15 protein-coding genes are annotated in these 15,784 nt (G+C 72.2%); 6 read left to right on the top strand and 9 right to left on the bottom strand.

Features of this window, described 5'->3' with window-relative positions:
• The first annotated feature begins 132 nt into the window (after positions 1–132).
• Positions 133–1,314 carry a malic enzyme-like NAD(P)-binding protein gene (locus ACH9D3_RS10685; protein WP_396410873.1) on the top strand — a complete coding sequence of 394 codons (1,182 nt, stop codon included), beginning with the start codon at positions 133–135 and terminating at the stop codon, positions 1,312–1,314.
• A 95-nt stretch (positions 1,315–1,409) separates the two neighbouring features.
• Here the strand turns inward: ACH9D3_RS10685 and ACH9D3_RS10690 are convergent, their stop codons facing one another.
• The 4 genes from ACH9D3_RS10690 to ACH9D3_RS10705 form a co-directional block, all read right to left on the bottom strand.
• Complete coding sequence (locus tag ACH9D3_RS10690; protein WP_396410874.1) at positions 1,410–1,886, bottom strand: MaoC/PaaZ C-terminal domain-containing protein; 477 nt, start codon at positions 1,884–1,886, stop codon at positions 1,410–1,412.
• Between the two features lie 105 nt (positions 1,887–1,991).
• Positions 1,992–3,188: an acyl-CoA dehydrogenase family protein gene (locus tag ACH9D3_RS10695; RefSeq protein WP_396410875.1), complete on the bottom strand. Its 1,197-nt coding sequence runs from the start codon at positions 3,186–3,188 to the stop codon at positions 1,992–1,994.
• Positions 3,185–4,078, bottom strand: a complete 894-nt coding sequence (locus tag ACH9D3_RS10700) for an amidohydrolase family protein (protein ID WP_396410876.1) — start codon at positions 4,076–4,078, stop codon at positions 3,185–3,187. The genes ACH9D3_RS10695 and ACH9D3_RS10700 overlap by 4 nt, the downstream gene beginning before the upstream one ends.
• Before the next feature lie 11 nt (positions 4,079–4,089).
• The gene (locus ACH9D3_RS10705) at positions 4,090–5,061 is read right to left on the bottom strand and encodes an SDR family oxidoreductase (RefSeq protein WP_396410877.1); all 972 of its coding nucleotides are present in this window, start codon (positions 5,059–5,061) and stop codon (positions 4,090–4,092) included.
• Between the two features lie 239 nt (positions 5,062–5,300).
• Here ACH9D3_RS10705 and ACH9D3_RS10710 point away from each other — a divergent pair, with 239 nt between their 5' ends.
• From ACH9D3_RS10710 to ACH9D3_RS10725, 4 genes are all read left to right on the top strand, one after another.
• Positions 5,301–5,759 (top strand): MarR family transcriptional regulator, encoded by a 459-nt coding sequence (locus tag ACH9D3_RS10710; RefSeq protein ID WP_396410878.1) that lies wholly within the window; start codon positions 5,301–5,303, stop codon positions 5,757–5,759.
• A 136-nt stretch (positions 5,760–5,895) separates the two neighbouring features.
• Positions 5,896–7,413, top strand: coding sequence for an o-succinylbenzoate--CoA ligase (gene menE, locus ACH9D3_RS10715; RefSeq protein ID WP_396410879.1), 1,518 nt, complete (start codon positions 5,896–5,898; stop codon positions 7,411–7,413).
• Positions 7,414–7,571: 158 nt separating this feature from the next.
• Entirely contained in the window at positions 7,572–8,126 is a 555-nt protein-coding gene (locus ACH9D3_RS10720; RefSeq protein WP_396410880.1) for a hypothetical protein, read from the top strand.
• A 167-nt stretch (positions 8,127–8,293) separates the two neighbouring features.
• Entirely contained in the window at positions 8,294–8,818 is a 525-nt protein-coding gene (locus ACH9D3_RS10725) for a hypothetical protein (protein ID WP_396410881.1), read from the top strand.
• A gap of 6 nt (positions 8,819–8,824) precedes the next feature.
• Here ACH9D3_RS10725 and ACH9D3_RS10730 read toward each other — a convergent pair whose 3' ends face one another.
• The 5 genes from ACH9D3_RS10730 to ACH9D3_RS10750 are packed head-to-tail and all read right to left on the bottom strand — an operon-like array spanning position 8,825 to position 14,829.
• The gene (locus ACH9D3_RS10730) at positions 8,825–9,994 is read right to left on the bottom strand and encodes an aminotransferase class V-fold PLP-dependent enzyme (protein WP_396410882.1); all 1,170 of its coding nucleotides are present in this window, start codon (positions 9,992–9,994) and stop codon (positions 8,825–8,827) included.
• A 2-nt stretch (positions 9,995–9,996) separates the two neighbouring features.
• The gene (gene nadC, locus ACH9D3_RS10735) at positions 9,997–10,944 is read right to left on the bottom strand and encodes a carboxylating nicotinate-nucleotide diphosphorylase (protein ID WP_396410883.1); all 948 of its coding nucleotides are present in this window, start codon (positions 10,942–10,944) and stop codon (positions 9,997–9,999) included.
• Positions 10,938–12,836, bottom strand: coding sequence for an FAD-dependent oxidoreductase (locus tag ACH9D3_RS10740; RefSeq protein ID WP_396410884.1), 1,899 nt, complete (start codon positions 12,834–12,836; stop codon positions 10,938–10,940). Before ACH9D3_RS10740 ends, nadC begins: the two co-directional genes overlap by 7 nt.
• Positions 12,833–14,128, bottom strand: a complete 1,296-nt coding sequence (gene nadA / locus ACH9D3_RS10745; protein ID WP_396410885.1) for a quinolinate synthase NadA — start codon at positions 14,126–14,128, stop codon at positions 12,833–12,835. The genes ACH9D3_RS10740 and nadA overlap by 4 nt, the downstream gene beginning before the upstream one ends.
• Entirely contained in the window at positions 14,125–14,829 is a 705-nt protein-coding gene (locus tag ACH9D3_RS10750) for an NUDIX hydrolase (RefSeq protein WP_396400113.1), read from the bottom strand. Before ACH9D3_RS10750 ends, nadA begins: the two co-directional genes overlap by 4 nt.
• Positions 14,830–15,053: 224 nt before the next feature.
• Here ACH9D3_RS10750 and ACH9D3_RS10755 point away from each other — a divergent pair, with 224 nt between their 5' ends.
• Positions 15,054–15,716: a DUF6318 family protein gene (locus ACH9D3_RS10755; protein ID WP_396410886.1), complete on the top strand. Its 663-nt coding sequence runs from the start codon at positions 15,054–15,056 to the stop codon at positions 15,714–15,716.
• Positions 15,717–15,784: the final 68 nt, after the last annotated feature.

The raw sequence follows: 15,784 nt of genomic DNA on the forward strand, positions 1-15,784 counted from the left end.
CCTCTCCGGGGAGGAGCCGCGGAACGGCCCGGGGACCCCGCGGCGTTCCGGGCATGCGGTGCCGGCCGTCCCGGTGGGGGACAATGTCGGGGACCCTGTTCGCACTCGACGACGAGAGCACGAGGACCCCGCATGAGCGACGAGAACCAGCAGACCGGCCCCGTTCCGCACGAGAAGATCCTCCGCTCCCACGAGGGCGGGAAGCTCTCCGTGGTCCCGACGTCCCCGCTGGGGACCCTCCGCGACCTGTCCGTCGCGTACACCCCGGGTGTCGCCGAGGTCTCCCGTGCGGTGGCTGCCGATCCCGCCACGGCGAGCACCCACACCTGGGCCGGCCGGCTCGTGGCCGTGGTCTCCGACGGCTCCGCCGTGCCGGGACTCGGCGACGTCGGGCCCGCCGCGGCCCTGCCGGTGATGGAGGGCAGGGCGGCCCTGTTCAAGGCCTTCGCGGACCTGGACGCGATCCCGCTCGTGCTCGACACCCGGGACGTCGACGAGATCGTGCGGACGGTCCAGGTCCTGCGCCCGTCCTTCGGGGCGGTGGACCTCGCGGCCGTCTCGGCCCCGCGCTGCTTCGAGATCGAGCAGCGGCTGATCGAGGAGCTGGACGTCCCGGTGATGCACGACGACCAGCACGGCACCGCCGTCGTCGTCCTGGCGGCCCTGCTCAACGCCGCGCAGCTGGTGGGCAAGGACCTGTCCGGGCTCAAGGTCGTGGTCGCGGGCGCCGGTGCGGCGGGCATCGCGACCACGGAGATCCTGCTGGCCCAGGGCGTCGAGGACGTGGTGCTGATGGACTCCCGCGGCATCGTCTCCCGGGAGCGGGACGACCTCGACGCGATCAAGGCCGACTGCGCGGCGCGCACCAACCCGCGCGGGCTGATCGGCGGACCCAAGGACGCCCTCGAGGGCGCGGACGTGCTCGTGGGCGTGTCGGGCGAGCGGATCCCCGAGGAGTTCCTGACCGAGCTGGCCGAGGACGCGGTCGTGTTCGCCCTGGCCGATCCGGACCCTGAGGTCGTGCCCGACGTCGCCGCGAAGCACGCCGCCGTGGTGGCCACGGGCCGGTCGGACTTCCCGAACCGGATCACCGAAGTGCTGGCCTTCCCGGGGATCTTCCGCGGGGTCCTGGACGCGGGGGCGCGGCGGATCACCCCGGCCATGAAGCTGGAGGCCGCCCGGGCGCTCGCGGCGATCGCCGCTGCGGACGGGCTGACCGCCGAGCACATCGTGCCGTCCGCGCTGGATCCCCGGGTCGTGCCGGCGGTGGCCGACGCCGTGGCGGCCTGCGGGCGGACCGGCGCGACCGGCTGAGCCCCTCGGCACCGTGCCCGGCACCGGAGGGCCCGGGTGACCACGAGGAGGGGTCGTGGTCACCCGGGCCCTCTCTGGCCGGTGGCGTGCCGCGATCAGGCGTAGAAGCGGTTCAGGAACGTGGCGACGACGGCCGGCCGCTCCTCGCCCTCGATCTCGATCGTGCCGTCGGCGACCAGGTGCAGGCCGTTGCCCTTGACCTCCTGGACGTCGGTGATGGTCACGGTCATGCGGATCCGCGAGCCGACCTTGACGGGCGAGGTGAAGCGGACCTTGTCGAGGCCGTAGTTGACCTTGGTCTTCACGTCGGTGACGTCGAAGAGCTCGGACCACATGGGGATGAGCAGGGACAGGGTCAGGAAGCCGTGGGCGATCGGGGCGCCGAAGGGCCCCTCCGCGGCGCGCTCGGGGTCGGTGTGGATCCACTGGTGGTCGTCGGTGGCGTCGGCGAACGTGTTCACCTGGTCCTGGGTGATCTCCCGCCAGGCGGAGTGCCCGAGGTCGGTGCCGACGAGGTTCTTGACCTCGTCGAAGGGAACGACGGTCCGGGGCTGGGGCTGTGCTTCGGTCATGGTGTGTCCTTCGTCGTGTCGGGGTGGAACGTGGGCAGTCGTGGGCCGGTGCAGCAGTCGGCGGAACGGGCCGCCGGTGCGGGGCGTCGGGGCCGGCAGGGCGGGTCAGGCGAACGCGCTCCGGCCGGTGAGCGAGCGGCCGACCACGAGCGCGTTGATCTCGTGGGTGCCCTCGTAGGAGTAGACGGCCTCGGCGTCGGCGTGGAAGCGGGCGACGTCGTGGGCCAGGGTGATGCCGTTGCCGCCGACGAGCTCGCGGGCCAGGGCGACCGTCTCGCGCATGTGCAGGCTGATCCACATCTTCGCGAGGGCGGAGTCCTCGTCCCGGTAGACCCCGTCCTGCTGCCGCTCGGCGAGGCCGGCGACCATGGTCAGGGACGCCGTGACGTTGCCGAGCATCCGGGCGAGCTTCTCCTGGACCAGCTGGAAGCTGCCGACCGGTCGGCCGAACTGCTCGCGCTCCCGCACGTAGGCCAGCGCGGCCTCGTAGGCGCCGGCCTGGACGCCGGTGGCGATCCAGGCGACGTCGGAGCGCATGGCGCGCAGCATCGCCGCGACGTCCTTGAACGAGTTCACGGCTCCCAGTCGCATCGACTCGGGCACCCGCGCCCCGTCGAGGTGGATGTCGGCGTTCTGCATCATCCGCAGCGAGGTCTTGCCGTGGATCTTCTCGAGGCGCACCCCCGGGGCCCGCCGGTCCACGAGGAACCCCTTGACCTGTCCGTCGGCCTCGTCGCGGGCGAAGACGGCGAGGCGGTCGGCGGTGAAGGCGCCGCCGATCCAGCGCTTGGTGCCGGTCAGCACCCACTCCTCGCCCTCGCGCCGGGCCGTGGTGGCCAGCCCGCCGGCGATGTCGGAGCCGTGGTCGGGCTCGGTGAGGCAGAAGACCCCGGTCATCTCGAAGGAGGTGATCCTCGGGTCCCACTCGGCGAACTGCTCGGGTGTGCCGCCCACGCGGCAGGCCGTGCGGAAGAGCCCGGCCTGGGCGGTGTAGAACGTCGCGATCGAGGCGTCGGTGCGGGCCAGCTCGAAGATCCGGAACCCGTGGTACAGGGACCGGGGGACTGCGCCGTCGGCCGTGAGCCCGGGCGGGGTCATGAGGTCGAGGGCGTGCAGGGAGGGGGCGAGCTGATAGGGGAACTCCCCGGCCTCCCAGTACTCGGCCAGGAGGGGCCGCGCCTCCTCCTCGAGAACCCGGCGCAACCGGCGCAGGGGCTCCTTCTCGGCCTCGGTGAGCCTGTCCTCGATCCGGTACGGATCGCAGTCGGGATAGAGGCGTCCGGTGTCCTGCGGGGCGCTCATGGCCGCGACCCTCCCAGGCCCAGCAGGCGCACGGCGTTGTCCTTGAGGATCTTGGGGCGGACCTCGTCGGTGAAGGACTGCTGGGCGAAGGCGCCCAGCCATTTCTGCGGGGTGATCAGCGGGTAGTCGGTGCCGAAGAGGACCTTGTCCTGGAGCATCCGGTTGGAGGCCTTCACGAGGGACTCGGGGAAGTACTTGGGCGACCAGCCGGAGAGGTCGATCCACACGTTGGCCTTGTGCGTGGCGATGGAGTTGGCCTCCTCCTGCCACGGCACCGAGGGGTGGGCCATGATGACCTGGAGCTGCGGGAAGTCCGCCGCCACCGCGTCCAGCAGCAGCGGGTTGGAGTAGCCCAGCTTGATCCCGCCCCCGCCGGGCAGCCCGGCGCCCATGCCGTTCTGCCCGGTGTGGAACAGCGCCGGCACGCCCAGGGCCTGGATCGCCTCGTAGAGCGGGTAGAACTCCTCGTGGGAGGGGTCGAAGCCCTGCAGGGACGGGTGGAACTTGAAGCCCCTGACCCCGTGCTCCTCCACGAGCACACGAGCCCGCTCCACCGCCGCGGGACCCTGGTGCGGGTCCACGGAGCCGAACGGGATGAGCACGTCGTTGTTGCGGGCCGCGCCGGCGGCGATCTCCTCGATCGAGTTCGGCTCGTGCCCCAGGGCCGTGGTCGCGTCGACGGTGAAGACGACGGCGGCCATGTTCCACTCGCGGTAGCGCTCGGCGATGGTGTCGAGGGACGGGGAGCGGTCCTCGGACTGGAAGTATTTGGCCGAGGCCTCCGTCAGTGCTGCGGGCAGGGACGGGTGCCCGTGGCTGTCGCACTCGACGTGCACGTGCATGTCGATCGCGTCCAGGGACGCGAGGTCGAGACCGTATTCGTAGCGCATGCCGGCGCCTCCTAGGACTGCTCGGTCGCGGACTCGGGCGTCAGCTCCTCCGGCAGCGGGGGCAGGGTCTCACCGACCGGCTGGAGGCCGTCCTGCACGATCCGCGGGAACTCCTCGCGCAGCGCCTCGAAGGTCCACCCGCCGTCGCGGTACTCGGTGACCACGGGGGCGGGGTGGCTGAAGACCTGGAGCCGGTCCCCGCCGGCGCCGATGGCCTGGCCGGTGATCCCGGCGGCGTCGTCGGAGGCGAGGTAGGCGATCAGCCCGGCGACGTCGGCGGAGTTGCCGAAGCCGAGGTCCTTGCGGAAGAACTCCGGCATGGGCTCCCCGGCCCGGTCGGCCTCGACGGCGGCGGCGAAGTAGGGGATGGTCTCGGTCATGGCGGTGGCGGCCACGGGGATCACGGTGTTGGCGGTGACGCCGGCCTTCTTCATCTCCAGCGCCCAGGTGCGGACCATGCCCACGATCCCGGCCTTGGCGGCGGCGTAGTTGGTCTGCCCGAAGTTGCCGTACTGGCCGGTGGGGGAGCCGATGGTGATGATCCGTCCCGCCACCCCGTTCTCCTTGAAGTACCGGTAGGCCTCGCGGGCGCAGGTGAAGGTGCCGCGCAGGTGCACCTGGATCACCAGGTCGAAGTCCTCGTCGGTCATCTTCAGCACGGACTTGTCCCGGAGCACCCCGGCATTGGTGACGAGGATGTCCAGGCGACCGAACGCGTCCACCGCTCCCTGCACCAGGGCGGTGGCGGTCTCGGTGGAGCCCACCGGTGCGACCACGGCGACAGCCTGGCCGCCGGCCTCGGCGATGGCCGCGACGGCGCGGTCGGCGGTCTCCTGGTTCACGTCGTTCACCACCACGGCCGCACCCTGCCGGGCGAGCTCCTGCGCGTAGGCCAGGCCCAGGCCCTGCCCGGAACCGGTCACCACGGCGACCTTGCCGGCGAGGGGGGAGGTGCTCGGGGATGCGGTGCTGTCCTGCGCCATGGGGTGGCTCCTTCGCTGTGCCTCTTCGCTGCAGCTTCTTCTGCTGCCGCTTCGTCTGTTGCTGTGCTTCTGCTGCTGTGCTTGCCGGCGGCGGTCCGGCGGACGCGTGACGCCCGTCACGGCACCGGGTTCACCCCATTCCACCGCCATTCGTTGAGAAAGTCAATGGTTAAGAAGCTCCATCTATGCTGGGTTCACCGGTTCCGTACAATGGAGCCCCCGGCCCCAGGAGCAGCGCTATGACCACCCCTACCGAATCCGCCGCCGGCCTCGAGCGGCTCACCGAGGCCGAGCTGGCGGCGGAGCCGGTCTTCCTGATGGCCCGCACGGCCTCCATCGGCTCCTCCGTGGCCAACAGGAGGCTCGCGCAGCTGGAGCTGAAGGTGCGCCACTACTCGGTCCTGGCGCTGGCCTGCGCGGACGAGCAGCTGACGCAGCGGGAGCTCAGCCAGTTCCTGGTCCTGGACCCCAGCCAGATCGTGGCTCTCCTGGACGAGCTCGAGAAGTGCGGGGCGGTGGAGCGCCGGACCGACCCGAGGGACCGCCGGTCGAAGATCATCGCACCGACCGCGGCGGGCCGGGAGCTGTACGCGCGGGCGAAGGCCGTGATGGAGGCGTCCACCGCGGAGTCGCTGTCCCCGCTCTCCCCGGCGGAGCGCGAGGAGCTCTCCCGGCTGTTGCGGAAGGTGGCCTTCTAGGCCCGGCTCCGCCCCGTCCGCCGCAGCCCTGGACGGCGCCCCTCTGGACAATGTGATCCACCTCTCTCTACGCTGGAAAGCAATTAGTGGAAATTTTCAACTATTGGCTTTGATGAGTGTTCGAGGAGACGATCGCATGCGCAATCAGGGACTGGGATCCTGGCTCGTCCGGAGGCTCGAGAAGTCCGGCCCGAAGGTGGCCGTGGTCCACGGTGAGCGCACGCTGACCTACCGGGAGCTGCACGACCGGTCGCGGCGCCTGGCCACGGCCCTGTCCGGCCGGGGGGTGGGTCGCGGGGACCGGGTGGCCTTCCTCGGCGAGAACAGCCCGGCCTTCCTCGAGACGATGTTCGCGGCGGGGGCGCTCGGGGCGGTGCTCGTCCCGCTCAACACGCGCCTGGCCGTCCCGGAGATCCGCTACCAGCTCGAGGACGCGGGCGTCTCGGTGCTGATCCACGACGAGAACCTGACGGGGCTGGCCGAGCCGGCCGCGCGGGAGTCGGCGGACGTGGCCCGCTGGGTCGTGGCCGCGGAGGACGCGGACGGGGTCACCGCCGTCGAGACGATGATCGCGGCGGCCGAGCCGTGGACGGAGGACGTCCCGGTCGGACTCGACGACCTCGCCGTGATCCTCTACACCTCCGGCACCACCGGCCGGCCCAAGGGGGCGTGCCTGACCCACGGCAACTTCACCTGGAACTGCGTCAACGTCCTGGTCGACTACGACCTGGCCGCCGACGACGTCTCGCTCATGATCTCCCCGATGTTCCACGTGGCCTCGCTGGGAATGGGGGTGCTGCCGACGCTGCTCAAGGGCGCCACGCTGGTGCTCGAGTCCAAGTTCGTGCCCGGCCGGGTCCTGGAGCTAATCGAGCGCCACCGGGTCACCTCGCTGTCGGGCGTGCCGACCACCTACCAGATGCTGTGCGAGCACCCGGACTGGGACGCGACGGACCTGTCCTCGCTGCGCAAGCTCTCCTGCGGCGGCTCAGCGGTGCCCATGCGGGTCCTGGACGCCTACGAGAGCCGGGGCCTGGCGTTCACGGCCAACTACGGCATGACGGAGACCTCCCCGGGCGCCACCCACCTGCCCGCGGCGAAGTCGCGCGAGAAGGCGGGCTCGTCCGGGCTGCCGCACTTCTTCTCCGACGTGCGGATCGTGGACGCTGCGGGGGAGCCCGCGGCGCCCGGGGAGGCCGGGGAGATCCTGCTCTCGGGACCCAACGTCATCCGGGCGTACTGGAACCGGCCCGACGCCTCGGACGCGTTCGAGGGCGAGTGGTTCCACTCCGGGGACATGGGCTACCTGGACGAGGACGGCTACCTCTTCGTCTCGGACCGGATCAAGGACATGATCATCTCCGGCGGGGAGAACATCTACCCGGCGGAGGTCGAGGCGGCGATCCTCGAGCTGCCGGAGGTGGCCGCCGTGGCGGTCATCGGGGTGCCCGACGAGAAGTGGGGCGAGGTCCCGCACGCCGTCGTCGTCCCCCGGGAGGGCCGGGAGGTCACCGCCGGGACGATCCAGGAGCACCTGTCCGGGCGGCTCGCCCGCTACAAGGTGCCCAAGACGCTGACCCTCGTCGACGAGATGCCCCGCACCGCCTCCGGGAAGATCCGCAAGAACGTCCTGCGCGAGCAGGCCGCCGGCTGAGGCGCGGCGGGCGGTCGCGCGCGGTCCTCCTGCCCGGGTGGGCGGCGGGACCGTTCCGTCGCGCTGGACGCCTCGAGCACTTTTCACTAGCCTTCCGGAACACGGCCTGATGGCCGGACTCCTGTCGGGGGACAGGGGGGGGACCGGGGGGACAGAGCGTGACGAAGAGACTGCTGGCGTGCGTGGCCACCGCCGCGACGGCCACCACCATCGGGCTGACCGTGCCGGCCTCGGCGGCCGTGACCCTGGACGCCGACGGCACGGGCTCCGTGGGCCGGGAGGACGTCCTGCGAGCCGTGGGCTGGAGCAACGAGCGGCTGCAGACCTCCGCGGCGGATCTCGACTTCGTCGCCGAGACGGTCTCCGTGGCCACGGCGTCCTGGGAGTGCGCGCAGGAGTCCACCGGCGTGGTGGCCCTGCAGGAGCGGCGGACGACGACGACCGCGCGGGCGGACCTGGTCGCCGCCGCACAGCGCAGCTCGGTGACGGGGGCCGTCACGGGCTTCGAGCTGCGGGGCTTCGCCGAGGACGCCGTGTCCGTGTCGGTGGTCGAGGGCCCCGATCTCGACGCCTGCCCGGAGAAGGAGGGCGAGGTCTGGGCGCGGGTGCCGCGATCCACCGAGCGGTCGCAGGAGCACGGGAAGCCGGCTCTCGAGCTCGTGCACGAGGGCGTGGTGCACCGTGTGCCCACCGAGCGGGGAGTCGCGGCCTGACGGTGACCGGGCGAGGCGAGTCGTCGTGCGGGTCGCGTCGCCGCAGGTCGGACCAGGGTTACAGAACGGTCACGCCGCTGGACCCGTTCTTCCGCCTGCATTAACGTTCGGAAAAACGACCCGTGGGAACTCCTCCGGCGTCGGGGGGACGGGAAGACGGGAAGCACATGCAGATGATCATGGCGGTACTGGCGGCTCTGGCGGCGGCGGGAGCGTCGATCGGGCTGGCGCCGCCGCCCTGGACCACCTCGCAGCTCCACGACGACGGCACCGGCTTCGTGACCCGCGCCGACGCCGGGGCCGCGCTCGGCTGGGACGACCGGACGCTGCAGGCCAACGCGGCCGCCCTCGAGTTCGTGGCCGAGACCCGGTCGGTGACCGTGATCTCGTGGGAGTGCGTCCACCCGGGGACCTCCGAGGTCCGCGCCCAGCGGACGGACCTGGTCGTCACCGAGACCCGGGCGATCGCGAGCGCGCCGAGCACGCTGTGGCGGACCCTCGTCGGCTTCCGGCTGGAGGGCTTCGACGGCGGGGGCGCCTCGAGCGCGGTTCCTGAGGGACCCGCGCCCCGCTCCTGCCCCGACGGAGCGTGGAACCTGGTCCCCGAGAGCATGCGCACCGTGGAGCAGCCGGGCGAGCCGGTCCTGGCGATCGTGCACGGCGGGGTGCAGCACCCGGTGCCGGTCGGCTGAGCACGCTCAGCCGCGCGGTGCGCCCAGGCGTTCGACGACGTCCCGGGTCGCCGCCACGACGCCGTCCACCTGCTCCGGGGTGATCCCGGCGGACAGCGTGAACCGGACCGCTGTCGTGGCGACCTCGGGCGGGATCCCCATGGCGGTCAGCACGTGGGAGGGCTCGGCGTCCCCGGCCGAGCAGGCCGACCCGGACGAGACGAGCAGCCCGCGCGCCTCCAGGTCCACCAGCACCGTCTCGCCGTTGACGCCGGGGAAGCAGAAGGAGGCGTTGCCGGGCAGCCGCGCGGTCGGCCGCTCCCGCGGGTCCGGGCCGGTCAGCACAGCCGACCGCACCGCGGAGAGGATCCCGGTGATGAGCCGGTCCCGCAGCCCGGCCAGCCGGGCCGCCCCGGCCGGGCGCTCCTCGGCGGCGAGCCGCAGGGCCGCGGCGAAGCCCACGGCCCCGGCCACGTCCGACGTCCCGGAGCGGCGGCCGCGCTCGTGCCCCCCGCCGCTCAGCAGCGCTCGCAGGGGGGTCCCCCGGCGCAGGAAGAGCACGCCGACGCCCTTGGGCCCCCCGATCTTGTGCCCGGCGAGGCTCAGCGCCGCCACGTCGAGCGCCTGTACGTCCAGTTCCAGCGACCCGGCCGCCTGGACCGCATCCGTATGGAACGGGACGTCCCGCGCCCGAGCCACCGCAGCCAGTTCGGCGATCGCCTGGACCGCACCCGTCTCGTTGTTCGCATACATCACGGATACCACCCCGGTGCCCGGGCGAACAGCCCTCTCCAGGGAGCCGGGGTCCACCAGGCCCTCGGCGGACACGCCCAGCTCGGTGAGCTCGAAGCCGTCCCAGCGGGCCAGGTCCCGGGCCGAGCCGAGCACGGCCGAGTGCTCGACCGCGCTCGTCACCACGTGCGTGCACGCGGGGTTCCGGTCCCGGCGCCCCAGGGCGATGCCCTTGACGGCCAGGTTGTCCGCCTCGGTCCCGCCGGAGGTGAACACGACTTCCGCGGGCCGGCAGTTCAGCACCTGCGCGACCGTGCCGCGCGCCTGCTCGAGCCCGGCCAGCGCCCGCCGACCCGCCTCGTGGTGGCTCGAGGCGTTGCCGAAGTCCTGCGTGAGGTAGGGCCACATGGCCTCCAGGACCTCCCGCCGGACCGGGGTCGTCGCGGCCGAGTCGAGGTACAGCACGGTCAGCCCGTCCGGACGCCGGGCCCGGTGCCAGGGCCGGTGCCGAGACCGGTGCCGAGGCCGATGTCCAGTCCCAGGTCCAGGTTCCGGGCCGAGTGGGTGAGCGCCCCCACCGAGATGACGTCCACCCCGGTGGCCGCGATGTCCCCGACGGTCTCCAGGCTCACGCCGCCGGAGGCCTCGACGGTCGCTCGGCCGTCGATGACCGCCACACCGCTCACGAGGTCGTCCAGCGAGAAGTTGTCCAGCAGGATCGTGTCCGCGCCCCCGGCCAGGACCGCCTCGATCTGGTCCAGGCGGTCCACCTCCACCTCGAGGTGCACCGTGTGGGGCAGACGACGGCGCAGCTGCCGCAGGGCGCCGGTCAGATCGGTGCCGTCGGCCGTGAGCAGGGCCAGGTGGTTGTCCTTGGCCATCACGGCGTCCGAGAGGGAGTGCCGGTGGTTGTGCCCGCCCCCGCTGAGCACGGCGTGCTTCTCGAGCACCCGCAGCCCGGGGGTGGTCTTGCGGGTGTCGGCCACCCGCGTGCGGGTGATGGTGCCGACCGGGAGGTTCGCGGCCTGCTCCACCCGGGCGACCGTCTCCTCGACGGCGGCGACGTAGCGGGCGGTCAGCGTGGCGATCCCGCACATCCGCTGGGTGAGGTTCAGGGCCACGCGCTCGCCGGTCAGCACGGCCCGGGCGGGGCCGGTGACCACGGCCAGCGTGTCCCCGGCCTCGAACCGCTCGCCGTCGGCGCGAACCAGCTCGACGGCCACGGCGGGGTCCACGGCGGCGAACGCCGCGGCGAAGACCTGCCCGCCGGAGAAGACGCCGGCCTCACGGGCCACCAGCTCGGCCCGGGCGGTGGCATGGACCGGGATGAGGTGCTCGGAGGTGATGTCGCCCCAGGGGGCGTCCTCGGCGAGCCCCCGCTCCACGACCTCGGTGACGGCGGCTCGGGTCAGCATGCGGGGATCCTCTCCGGTATATCGAACATGTCGGTGATGGCATGTGTGCTGGTCAGCAAAGGGCTGCCCGGTGCAGGTCGAGGCGTGTCCAGGCGCCAGAACGTACGCCGGGCCCGGGCGGGAGCGGGTGCCGGGAAGTCCTCCCGGAAGTGGGCCCCGCGGGACTCGGTGCGGTGCAGGGCCGCGGCGACCAGGGCGCGGCCCACGGTCAGCAGGTTCCGGTCCTCGACCGCGCGGCGGGTGAGCGCCGACGAGGGGCGGAACCCGGCCAGCCGCCGGTCCAGCGCCTCGAGTCCCGAGCGGTCGCGCAGGACGCCGGCGCCCGCCCACATGGCGTCCTGGAACAGCCGCCGGTCGAACGGCACGGCGTCCCCCTCGAACGGCGCGGTGCTCCGCGCGACCGGCGCACCGTCCGCGTCGAACGGCACGGCGTCTCCCTCGAACGGCCTGGCGTGCTGCACGACCAGCGCACCCTCCCGGTCGAGCGGCACGGTGTCCTGGGCGAACGGCGACGCCGTCCCGCCGGACGGCACGGGGCTCCCGGGTCGTCCGGCCGCCGGCAGGACGTCGGCGCGGCCGGGCAGGACGAGGCGCGCCGGGGCGTCGTCGTCCGCTCGTCCGGCCCGCAGCGCGTCCGCCCGGAGCGCTCCGGCGACCCGTGCCCCGAAGACGGCGCCCTCCAGCAGCGAGTTGGAGGCCAGCCGGTTGGCGCCGTGCACACCGGTGGCCGCGCACTCGCCCACGGCGTAGAGCCCCGGGACGGTCGTGCGGCCGAGGTCGTCGGTGGCGACGCCGCCCATCAGGTAGTGCGCGGCCGGGGTGACCGGGACCGGCTCGCGGGACCAGTCGACGCCGTGCGCGCGGAGGGCGGCGTCGATCGTGGGAAAGCGCCGGGCCAGGAACTCGGCGGTCGCGCGGGTCCCGTGCGGGCCGGGACCCGGCGGGGTCATCCGGGTGCAGTCGAGCAGCACGGGCCGTCCGTCCTGGGCCAGGGACCGGCGGACGTTCTCCCGCGCCACGACGTCACGCGGGGCGAGCTCCGCACGCGGGTGCACGTCCTCGAGGTAGCGCCGGCCGGCGGCGTCCCGCAGCACCGCGCCCTCGCCGCGGACGGCCTCGGACACCAGGAAGCAGCCGGGGGCCGCGAGCGCCGTCGGGTGGAACTGCACGAACTCGAGATCCGCCACCGCGGCGCCCGCGCGCAGGGCCGCGGCGATGCCGTCCCCGGTGGCCACGGCGGGGTTGGTGGTGTGCGGATAGAGCTGCCCGGCCCCGCCGGTGGCGAGCACCACGGCATCGGCGGCCAGCTCGCGGACCCGCTCCCCGGAGCCCGCCAGCACGCGGACCCCGGTCACCCGGCCGCCCGGGACGAGCACGAGATCGACCAGCACGGTGTGCCGGAGGATCTCCAGTCGCCCGGAGGACTCGGCCGCCAGCGCGGCCGCCACGAGCGCCCGCTGGATCCCGCGGCCCGTGGCGTCCCCGCCGGCGTGCAGGATCCGGGGCACGGAGTGGGCGCCCTCGAGACCCTGCAGCCAGGGCGAGCCTGCTCCGCCGGTGCGGTCGAAGTCGACCCCGTGCGCCACGAGCTCGTCGATCGCGGCCGCGGAGCCGCGCACGAGGACGCGCACGGCGTCGTCGTCGCAGGTCCCCGCCCCGGCCTCGAGGGTGTCCTGGACGTGCAGCTCCTCGGAGTCGCGGGGCTGGCCGGCGGGCAGCGCGGCCGTCATGGCCGCGATCCCGCCCTGGGCGCGGGCGGTGGCGGTCTCGTCGAGGGCGTCCTTGCTCAGCAGCACGACGTCGAGACCGCGGTCGACGGCGCCCAGGGCCGCGGTGAGACCGGCGATGCCGCTGCCCACCACGAGCACGCGCGGGAACGGGTGCGTGCTCACCGCGGCAGCGCCGCCAGCATCCGCTCGAGCGCCACCTCGGCGTCCCGGGCGGTCGTGGGGTCCACGGAGATCTGGTTGATCACGCGGCCGGCCACGAGCTCCTCGAGCACCCACGCGAGGTATCCGGGGTGGATCCGGTACATCGTGGAGCAGGGGCAGATGACCGGGTCCAGGCAGAAGATCGTGTGCTCGGGGTGCTGTTCGGCGAGCCGGTTGACCATGTTGATCTCGGTGCCGATCGCGAAGGTGCTGCCGGGCTCGGCGGCCTCGATCGCCTTGCGGATGTGGTCGGTGGAGCCGTTCTCGTCGGCGGCGTCGACCACGGGCATGGGACACTCGGGGTGCACGATCACCTGCACCCCGGGGTGCTCGGCGCGGGCCTTCTCGATCTGGGCCACGGTGAAGCGGCGGTGCACGGAGCAGAAGCCGTGCCAGAGGATCACCTTCGACCCGATGAGCTCGTCGACGGTGTTCCCGCCGAGGTCCTGGTGCGGGTTCCACATCGGCATCTGCTCGAGGGGGATCCCCATGGCCTTGGCGGTGTTGCGGCCCAGGTGCTGGTCCGGGAAGAACAGCACCCGCTGCCCGCGCTCGAACGCCCACTCCAGGACGGTGGCCGCGTTGGAGGAGGTGCAGACGATGCCGCCGTGCCGGCCGCAGAACGCCTTGAGCGCGGCGGAGGAGTTCATGTAGGTCACGGGGATCACGGTCTGCCGGCCGTCGACGGCGGTCTCCCCGAGGACGTCCATGAGCTGCTCCCACGCCTCCTCGACGGAGTCCTCGTCGGCCATGTCCGCCATCGAGCAGCCGGCGGCGAGGTTGGGCAGGACCACGGACTGGTGGTCGCCGGAGAGGATGTCGGCGGTCTCGGCCATGAAGTGGACGCCGCAGAACACGATGGCCTCGGCCTCCGGCCTGCTCCTGGCGGCGCGGGCCAGCTGGAAGGAGTCGCCGAGGAAGTCGGCGTGCTCCACGACCTCGTCGCGCTGGTAGAAGTGGCCGAGCACCACCACGCGCTCGCCCAGGGTCTCCTTGGCGGCGGTGATCCGCCGGCGGAGATCCTCGGCGGAGGCGTGCTGGTACTCCTCGGGGATCGAGGGCTGGGCGGGCGCGCCGGCGGGCACCACGTCGCCCTCGGACGCGCCGGGGCCGTAGCCGGCGGAGACGGTCGGCGCGAAGTCCCACGGGCTCGCGGAGAGGTCGGTGCTGCAGGTGCTCGTGGCCGGGGTAGTGCCCGGGAGGCCGGCCGGCTTCTCGGTCAGCAGGTCGATGCGGGTGGCGACGGAGGTCATGTCTGCTCCTGGATGGTGCGGCCGGCCGGGGTGCGGTCGGCGAGGTCGAGGTCGGTGTTGTAGCGGTAGAGCCGGGGCGGGCGATGTCGGGTGCCCTCCAGGCGGGTGCCGGTGTCGAGGACGGCGCCGGAGGCCAGCACCTGGCGCCGGAAGTTGGCCGGGTCCAGGGGTGTGCCGAGGATCGCCTCGTGCACCTCTCGCAGCGCGGCGAGGGTGAAGGTCTCGCCGAGGAAGGAGTGCGCCACCCGGCTGTAGGTGATCTTGTTGCGCAGCCGGTAGAGGGCGTAGTCCACGATGTCGCTGTGGTCGAACGCCAGGGGCGGCAGCTCGGCGATGCGCATCCACGTGACGTTGAGGTCGGCGTGGAGGTCGGAGGCCTGGTCGGCGCGGATCGAGGCCCAGTAGACGATCGAGACCACCCGCTCCTCGGCGCTGGCCGAGCGGGTCAGGCCGCCGAAGGCGTAGAGCTGCTCAAGATAGCCGGGCTGCAGGCCGGTGGTGAGCTGCAGGGACCGGGCGGCGGAGGCCTCGAGGTCCTCGTGCTGCTGGAGCGGCCCGCCGGGCAGGGCCCACATCCCCCGGAAGGGGTCCCGGATGCGACGGACCAGCGGCAGCCAGAGCTCCTTGCAGCCGGCGGGCCCGGTGTCCCGGGCGGCGAAGATGACGGTCGACACGGCCAGCGCCACGTTCTGCGCGGTCATCGTCACCTCCAAGCACGTACGGATCTTCAGGTGCTAGCGACTATAACACCCTTCTGGTCAGCTTGACGTTAACGAAGTCGTGACCATGGTGCCCCTGACCAGGCCCCATGAATACGCGGCTTTACCCGTGTCCACAGGGGTTGTCCACGCACAGTGGGGGGCACTTACGATCTGACCCATCCAGCCGGGTCGTCCGGCCGCGGCAGAGCGAAGCGGGGAACTTCATGGTCCGGTCCTACCCAGTCGGCACGGCCGTCGGGGGCGTCGCCCTGGCGGCGCTCCTGCTCACGGGTTGCGGCACCGACGACGACGGCGCGGCGGCGTCGCCTTCCGCTGCCGCCCCGACTGCTGCGCCCGCCTCGCTGGAACCCGGTCCCGATGCCACATCCGAGGACTACGTGCCGGCCTCGCTCGACGGACCTGCACAGAACGTGCCGAAGCCCGTCATGCCGGAGCTCGCGAAGGAGGAGTCGCGGGACGGCGCACAGGCCTTCCTCGACTACTGGTCCGATGCCATGTGGTACGCGTACCAGACCGGCGACACCTCGTATGCGCGGGACATCATCAGTCTGCAATGCGAAGTGTGTTTGGACCAGTTAGATCTTTTGGACGAAATATACGATTCCAACGCCTGGGCTATCGGCGGTCGAGAATCTGTGAGAATTCAGGACTCGACGATCGCACCTGCAGCCGATGGTGTATATAAGCCAGTTGTATTGGGCTCCACAGAAGGTGCGAAATTGGTCGAAGGGGGCCGTATCTCGCTGGATGTACCTCCCGATGACGGCGTGGGAGATCCTCATGTCATTTACATGGACTATATGATGGATAAGTGGATATATATATCTGCGGCAGATCTCCCCGGGGCGGGTAATGCTAGTAAATAACTTTGCATCATTTATGCTGGCATTTTTGTTGGTATTTGTCACGCCAGCCATTTCACAGGCGTTAGATA

The sequence above is a fragment of the Kocuria kalidii genome (genome assembly GCF_044462225.1).
Lineage (GTDB): Bacteria > Actinomycetota > Actinomycetes > Actinomycetales > Micrococcaceae > Kocuria > Kocuria kalidii.